The sequence below is a fragment of the Caloramator fervidus genome, assembly GCF_900108045.1.
GTDB lineage: Bacteria > Bacillota > Clostridia > Clostridiales > Caloramatoraceae > Caloramator > Caloramator fervidus.
Genome location: NZ_FNUK01000008.1, coordinates 63,449 through 70,937, shown reverse-complemented (window position 1 = coordinate 70,937; position 7,489 = coordinate 63,449). Strand labels below are relative to the sequence as shown.

The window sequence follows — 7,489 nt, the reverse complement described above, 5'->3', positions numbered from 1 at the left end:
ACAACAGGATCTATGCTTGGTCTCCCATTATTTAAGCAATACATGTCCTTTACAAGATCATATATGAAATCAAAATTGATAGCTTTTTCTATTTTTCTAACTAAATGATCTTCTGGAACCAATTGGTCAACAGAGATAAATTCAACTTGTTCTCTACGAATTTTATCTTTGTTGATTGTTAGCATACTTATCCTCCTTTATTACTTCGTATATTATTATATTTCGACATAAAAAAAGAGAATCCTTTTTTTGTGATGGATTCTCTTTTTAAAATTATACTTTGTCAACAATCTGAAGGAACACCAAATTGGTGTTCCTATTTTAGATTTTCAGGATTTAATCCTTCTAATTCAGGAAGAACGAATCTACCATCTTTTCTTACTAAAACATCATCGAAGTAAATTTCTCCTCCTCCGTATTCTGGAGTTTGAATGTATACAAGGTCCCAGTGGATTGCCGATTTATTTCCGTTGAAGGCATCTTCATAGGAGCTTCCTGGAGTAAAGTGGATTGAACCTGCTATCTTTTCGTCAAATAGTATATCCTTCATTGGCTTAGTTATATATGGGTTAACTCCTATTGCAAATTCTCCTATATATCTTGCACCTTCGTCTGTATCGAATATTTTGTTTATTCTTTCAGTGTTGTTTGCAGTTGCTTTAACTATCTTTCCATCTTTAAATTCAAGTCTTATATTTTCAAAAGTAAATCCTTGATATTCAGATGGCGTGTTATATGTTATATATCCGTTTACGCTATCTTTTACAGGCGCTGTGTAAACTTCACCATCTGGTATGTTCATCTTTCCATCGCACTTAACAACTGGTATTCCCTTTATAGAGAAAGTAAGGTCAGTTCCAGGTCCTACTATTCTTACTTTGTCTGTTTTTTCCATAAGCTCTACTAAAGCGTCCATTGCTTTTGACATCTTTGAATAATCAAGGTTGCATACATTGAAGTAGAAATCTTCAAAGGCTTCTGTGCTCATATTAGCGAGTTGAGCCATTGATGGTGAAGGATATCTTAAAACAACCCACTTAGTTTTTGGAACTCTTATTTTTCCATGAACTTCATGCCAGAAGTATTTATTGTAAATTTCAAGCTTTTCTGCAGGAACGTCTGAAAGTTCAGCAGTGTTGTTTCCTGAACGAATTCCTATGTAAGCGTCCATATCGCTCATTCTTGCAGCTTCATATTTTGCCATTAACTTCATTTGTTCTTCTGTTGCGCCCATTAGTATTGCTCTATCAACTGTTTTGTTTTTAATAGTAACGAATGGAATAGCACCTACCCTATAAGCTTCCTTTACAAGTTCAGTAACAAGAGGAAGTTCAAGGTGAATTGTTTCGATTAGCACTTTTTCTCCAGGTTGTAATCTACAAGAATAGTTTATGAGGTTTTTCGCTAATATTTTTATTCTTTCATCTACCATAAAGAGCCCTCCTTAAAAATTTTGTAACATTTATATTATAAACTATTAACAAAAATATTTAAATACCCTCTTTACAAAATGTCGAACAAAGTCTAAAATAAATTGTTGCAAAAGACATTACGTAAGGTTTTAATATAAATCACCTCTACTATCCTCCTTTTTAGGAGGATATTTTTTATTTTTTGTTTTATAATATAATTTAAAGTAATTAAAAATTTGAAGGTGATTTTATGGGAAAATTTGAAAAGTCCTATGGGTTTGTAATGAAAAGTTTTTTAAGGGCCGTAAATCCTATAAAGAGAAAAATAATAAAAACCGAATGTAAAGTTCATAAATTTATAAATTATGAGGCACTAGATATTTTAAAAAACGACGGGTATAAAAGGGCTTATGATTTTTTAAAGGAATACATAAAAGATATAAATTCAGGAGCAGTTTGGGCAGATCAGGATTTTAAAAGCAGCGATCATTTTTATAATCCAGAAAAAGGGAGAGGACTTTATGGAGCTAGCAATGCTTTAAAAGAGGCGACATATTATTATTCAAAATCTATAAACTTATATAGGGAAGGAAAAATTAACGCGTCTATGTTTTACTTAGGTTGTGCTTGTCACATCATTCAGGACATGACTGTTCCCCAGCATGTTAATATAAAACTATTGGACAGCCATAGAAAATATGAACTTTGGGTTATAAAAACATATTTTTTGCATGATGCTTTTAAGGCAGGGGAGGGAGGCATTTATTTAGATTCTATAAAGGATTTTATAGAACAAAATGCAAAAAAAGCAATTGAAGCTTATTTAAAATATAAAGAAGTAAAGGACAAAGATGAAAGATATTTTAAACTTACAAAGGAAATTTTAACTCAAGCTCAAAGAACTACCGCAGGACTTATGTTGAAATATTTTAATGATGTTATTAAAATAGAAATATAAATTTAAATTAGGAGGAATAATATGGCAAAAGTTACTTGGAAACCTGGAACGATGCTTTATCCTCTACCAGCAGCATTAGTTACTTCAAAGCATGAAGATAAGGAAAATATAATAACTATATCATGGATAGGAACTGTTTGTACTAATCCTCCTATGTTATCCATATCAGTAAGACCTGAGAGGTATAGTTATGAGCTTATTAAAAAATCTGGAGAATTTGTTGTAAACATACCTACCAAGGATTTAGCTTTTGCTACAGATTTTTGTGGAGTAAGATCAGGAAGGGATGTGGATAAATTTAAATTTTTAAATTTAACAAAGGAAAAGGCAAGCGTGGTTTCAGCAAGCATAATAAAAGAGTGTCCTTTAGCTTTAGAGTGCAAGGTTAAAGAAATTTTAGAGCTTGGAAGCCATCATATGTTTATAGCAGAAATAGTTGCTGTAAATGTTGAAGAAAGTCTTATAGATGAGACAGGAAAACTACATTTAGATAAAGCAGGGCTTTTAATGTATAACCATGGAAGATATTGTGTTACAGGAGAACATATAGGTAAGTTTGGTTTTTCTGTTGAAAAAAAGAAAAAAAAGAAGAAAAGGTGATTTTATGGGGGAAAAATATTACATAGTTGATTTAAGTAATAAAGAATTTAAGGGGGATATACTAGATATAACTTATGAAGGATCAACGGTTATAATTAAAAATTTAGAAGATGTTTTAGAAAAAGATTTTTTGTGTGTTAAAACTTTGCCTTTAGATTTAGGGAAGTTTGATACTGTTTTATTTTTTCTTTCTATTAACAAATACAAAAAACGTTTAATAAAGGATATTTTAAAAAGGTTAAAAAGCAACTTAAAAAATGGAGCTACTTTAATGATTTGGGATTTAAACTACAGAAGAATAAAACCTTTTGATAATGTAAGAATAAAAATTGTAAAAAAGGATAACAAAGTCGAAACATTAAATGAAATTTTTAAATTTAACCCCTTTTCATTAAGCTGTGGCGATGTGGAAAATATTTTAACAAAAGAAGGATATAACGTTACTAAAATTGATGATGATAATCTTATGTTTTACATAGAAGCAAAATATACGGAGGATGAAAATGAAGGTAGTGTTAGCAAGTCTTAATTCAAGGTACGTTCATTCTAATCTAGCCATAAGATATTTAAAGTCTTACGCTTTAGGTTTTAATATAGAAATATATGAAAGAACTATAAATGAAAGTTCTTATGAAATAGCTTTAGATATTGCTTATAAAAAACCTGATATTGTAGGTTTTTCCTGTTATATATGGAATATAGAGAATACCCTTAAGGTTTGTAGCATTTTAAAACAAGTTAACCAAGATATAAAGATAGTTTTAGGTGGGCCTGAGGTGTCTTATGATCCTAAGGAAGTTTTAGAAAAATATCAATTTATTGATTTTGTAGTTTATGGGGAAGGAGAAAAAACTTTTAAGGAGCTTTTAGAGGCTTTGGTATATAAAAGAGAAATTGTGAAAGTAAAAGGATTGGCCTATAGGAATGAGGATGGTGTTTTTGTTAATGAAAAAAGGCCTTTAATTTTAAATTTAGATGAAATACCCTTTCCCTATGATAAACTTCCAGAAAAAATAATATATTATGAAGCTTCAAGGGGATGCCCTTTTAATTGTAAATATTGTTTGTCTTCAACTATAAAGGGAGTTAGGTTTTTTAGTTTAGATAGGGTAAAAAGAGATTTAAAATTTTTTATAGATAATAACGTTAAGCTTGTAAAATTTGTTGATAGAACATTTAATGCAAATAAAAAAGTAGCAATTGAAATTTGGAACTTTTTGATTGAAAATGCTAAAAGTACAAAGTTTCACTTTGAAATAGCAGCAGATCTTTTAGATGATGAGTGTTTAGATGTTTTAAAAAGGGCACCTTATGGACTTTTCCAGTTTGAAATAGGTGTTCAAACCACAAATTTAGAGGTTTTAAAAAATATAAATAGAGTTATGAATTTTAAAAGGGTTAAGGAAAACGTAAGAAAAATTTTAGATGAAGGAAACATTCATTGCCACTTAGATTTAATAGTGGGACTTCCTGGAGAGGATTTAGATTCTTTTAAAAAATCCTTTGAGGATGTTATGAGTATAAGACCGGATGTTTTGCAAATTGGATTTTTAAAGGTTTTAAAAGGTTCAGATATGTCAAAGGAGAAGGATATTTACGGAATAAAACATTCTCCATATCCTCCTTATCAAGTTGTAAAGACAAAGGATTTAAGTTTTGAGGATATTTTATTTTTAACTAAATTTGAAGAAACCTTTGAGATATATTATAATTCCCATTTATATGATATTACTATCAATTATTTTTTAAATAAAATAAAAAGTTATGAGTTTTTTTATAGATTAACAAATTATTTAGATAAAAGAGGTTTTTTTGAATTAAACCATGATTTAAATTCAAAAACAAAAATGCTTTATGAATTTTTAAAAGCTTATGATGAGGAGGATTTAGTAAAGGATTTGCTTATTCATGATTACGTTTTTACTACTAAGAAAAGCTACCTTCCAGAATTTTTAAAAAAGGATATGGATTTTAATTTAAAAGATTTTTTAAAGGAAAAGGAAGATGAAATTAAGGAAAGATTAAATGTAGAAAATTTTAAAAATTTATTTGTTATTCCAACAAAAATTTCATATAATAAAGAATATGTTATTGGTAATTTTATACTTGTAATTGATTTGTCAAGAAAGATTTGGACATATTTTAATAAGTAATGCTTTAAAATTAAAAGAAAATTCTATAAATTGAAGTTACAATGCAAGATTTTATTTAATTTTTAAATCAAACAAAATTTTATCAAGATTGTATTTGTATAGTATAATGTAATTGTAAACATTTTTTGAATTTTCAATAAAAGGTGGTGAGAGCTTGGCAAAGGAAGTTGTAAAGCAGGTGATTGATGTAGAAAGGCAGGCTGAGGAAATAGTAAGACAAGCTCAGCAAAAGGCTAATGAAATTTTAAAAGATGCAAAGGAAAAAGCAGACGCAATAATTAAAGAGGCAAACTTAAAGGGAAGTCAAATTTACAAAGAAATAATTGAAAATTTCGAAAAAGAAGGACAAAAAGAAGCACAGCCTATTTACGATGAGGCAAATAAAAAGGTAGATGATATTAAAAATATTGGACAAGAAAAGATTGAGCAGGCAATAAAAATGGTTATTGAGAGGGTAGTGAATAGCCATGGCGATAGTTAAGATGAAAAAAATAAATATAGTTTGCCTAAAGGAAGATAAAGAAAAGTTGTTGAAACTTTTACAAAAGCTTGGAGTTATTCAAGTAGTGGATTTAAAAGAAAAAATTCAAGAATATCCTTTTGAAAGCGAAAGGGTATCTAATGAGGTTGAGTATGAATTTTCAAAGGTTAAGTTTACATATGAATTTTTAAAACAATATGCTGATGATAAAAAAGGGCTTTTTACTCCTAAAAAAGTGTTAAGTTTTGATGAGTTTGAAAAGCTAGAAACTTACATAGATTGGAATGCGTATTACAAAACAGCAAAACATATAGAAGAGTCAATGAATTTAAACAGGTCTAAAAGGTCAAAGCTTTTCTCCCTTATAGATCAGTATTCAAATTGGATAAATTTTGATGCTTCGGAGGAGGAACTTAAGACTTTAAAAAATGTTTCCTATTTTATAGGAAGTGTAAACAAAAAGTATAAAGAACAATTAATTTTAGAATTAAATGAAAACTTTAAAGAGGTATATATTGAAACTATATCTGAAAAACAAAACGACTTAAATATGTTTGTTTTATCTTATAAAGATATAGCTGATGATGTTTTTGAAGTTTTAAAAAGATATGGTTTTACAAAGCTAAATTTAGAACTCGATAAAGCACCAAAGGATAAGATACTTGAGTTTAATAAGGAGATAGAAGAATTAGATCTAGAATATGAAGGTCTTATAAACAAAGCAAAGGATTTAGCTTCTAAGATTGATGATATCGAAAAGGTTTATGATTATTTGTATTCAAAGCTTCAACTTGAAAAGGCAAAGGAAAATATAGTTTTAACTAAAAGAGCAGCCTTTTTATCAGGATGGATACCTGAAGATAAAGTAGGTTTTGTTAAGGAAAACTTAAGCTCAAGTTTTAAGGATATATATATTGAAATTGAGGATGCAGAAGATGAGGAAGCACCTGTTCTTTTAAAGAACAATTGGTTATCAGAGCCCTTTGAAGTTGTAACTTCTATGTATGCCCTTCCAAAACACAGCGAAATAGATCCAACACCTGTTTTAACTCCATTTTTCTTACTGTTCTTTGGAATGATGATGGCAGATGTTGGATATGGAATTTTAATGTTTATAGTAGGGCTTTTGGGTTTAAAACTTACAAACGCTGAAGGGGATATGAGAAAGCTTTTAAAACTCATATTATACTGCAGCATTCCAACAATTATATTTGGTTTTTTATATGGAAGCTTTTTTGGAGGTATAATAAAGCTTAAACCTTTATGGGTGGATCCTGTAAATGAACCTATGGAAATATTAAAATGGTCTATAATTTTTGGTATGGTTCATCTTTATGTAGGTCTTGGAGTAAAGGCTTATATGTTAATAAGAGATGGCAAAGTGTTAGATGCCTTCTTTGATGTTGGAGCTTGGTATTTACTTCTTTCAGGGCTTATTTGGATGTTTTTAGGTGGAGGCTTTATAGCAAAGGCTATGGCAATATTAGGTGCTTTGATAATTCTTTTAACTCATGGAAGAGAAAACAAAACATTAGTTGGAAAGTTTTTTGGAGGATTTTATTCACTATATGGAGTTACAGGATATCTAGGAGATGCTTTATCTTATTCCCGTCTTTTAGCATTAGGTCTTGCTTCAGGGCTTATAGGATGGTCCTTTAACCTCCTTATTAGCTTGCTTGGAAAGGGAGTTGTTGTTTACATTTTTGGACCGATTATATTTATTGCAGGACATACATTTAACTTCCTTATAGGAATACTTGGAACGTATGTTCATACCTCAAGACTTCAATACCTTGAATTCTTTGGAAAATTTTATGAAGGTGGCGGAAAGGCCTTTGAGCCTTTAAAAATAAAAACAAAATTTATAAAAGTAGAATAAAGGAGG

The 7,489-nt window shown here is 29.5% G+C and carries 8 protein-coding genes; 6 read left to right on the top strand and 2 right to left on the bottom strand.

Annotated features, from left to right (window positions below; translation table 11 throughout):
* Positions 1-185 (bottom strand): transposase (locus C4R78_RS04225; protein ID WP_479722856.1); only part of this gene is annotated, 185 nt, incomplete at its 3' end.
* Positions 186-316: 131 nt separating this feature from the next.
* Entirely contained in the window at positions 317-1,432 is a 1,116-nt protein-coding gene (locus C4R78_RS04220) for an aminopeptidase (RefSeq protein ID WP_103895851.1), read from the bottom strand.
* Positions 1,433-1,662: 230 nt separating this feature from the next.
* Here C4R78_RS04220 and C4R78_RS04215 point away from each other — a divergent pair, with 230 nt between their 5' ends.
* From C4R78_RS04215 to C4R78_RS04190, 6 genes are all read left to right on the top strand, one after another.
* Positions 1,663-2,370: a zinc dependent phospholipase C family protein gene (locus C4R78_RS04215; RefSeq protein WP_103895850.1), complete on the top strand. Its 708-nt coding sequence runs from the start codon at positions 1,663-1,665 to the stop codon at positions 2,368-2,370.
* A gap of 21 nt (positions 2,371-2,391) precedes the next feature.
* Positions 2,392-2,970, top strand: coding sequence for a flavin reductase family protein (locus C4R78_RS04210; protein ID WP_103895849.1), 579 nt, complete (start codon positions 2,392-2,394; stop codon positions 2,968-2,970).
* Positions 2,939-3,499 carry a hypothetical protein gene (locus C4R78_RS04205; RefSeq protein WP_103895848.1) on the top strand — a complete coding sequence of 187 codons (561 nt, stop codon included), beginning with the start codon at positions 2,939-2,941 and terminating at the stop codon, positions 3,497-3,499. The genes C4R78_RS04210 and C4R78_RS04205 overlap by 32 nt, the downstream gene beginning before the upstream one ends.
* Positions 3,474-5,123, top strand: coding sequence for a B12-binding domain-containing radical SAM protein (locus C4R78_RS04200; protein WP_159945800.1), 1,650 nt, complete (start codon positions 3,474-3,476; stop codon positions 5,121-5,123). The genes C4R78_RS04205 and C4R78_RS04200 overlap by 26 nt, the downstream gene beginning before the upstream one ends.
* Before the next feature lie 154 nt (positions 5,124-5,277).
* Entirely contained in the window at positions 5,278-5,604 is a 327-nt protein-coding gene (ahaH, locus tag C4R78_RS04195) for an ATP synthase archaeal subunit H (protein ID WP_159945798.1), read from the top strand.
* Positions 5,591-7,483 carry a V-type ATP synthase subunit I gene (locus tag C4R78_RS04190; protein WP_103895845.1) on the top strand — a complete coding sequence of 631 codons (1,893 nt, stop codon included), beginning with the start codon at positions 5,591-5,593 and terminating at the stop codon, positions 7,481-7,483. The genes ahaH and C4R78_RS04190 overlap by 14 nt, the downstream gene beginning before the upstream one ends.
* Positions 7,484-7,489: the final 6 nt, after the last annotated feature.

What these genes read in the sequence shown, in the direction of transcription:
- C4R78_RS04215 (WP_103895850.1), top strand. Translation starts at nt 1,663, where the DNA reads ATGGGAAAATTTGAAAAGTCCTATGGGTTTGTAATGAAAAGTTTTTTA.
- C4R78_RS04200 (WP_159945800.1), top strand. Translation starts at nt 3,474, where the DNA reads ATGAAGGTAGTGTTAGCAAGTCTTAATTCAAGGTACGTTCATTCTAAT.
- C4R78_RS04210 (WP_103895849.1), top strand. Translation starts at nt 2,392, where the DNA reads ATGGCAAAAGTTACTTGGAAACCTGGAACGATGCTTTATCCTCTACCA.
- C4R78_RS04220 (WP_103895851.1), bottom strand. Translation starts at nt 1,432, where the DNA reads ATGGTAGATGAAAGAATAAAAATATTAGCGAAAAACCTCATAAACTAT.
- C4R78_RS04190 (WP_103895845.1), top strand. Translation starts at nt 5,591, where the DNA reads ATGGCGATAGTTAAGATGAAAAAAATAAATATAGTTTGCCTAAAGGAA.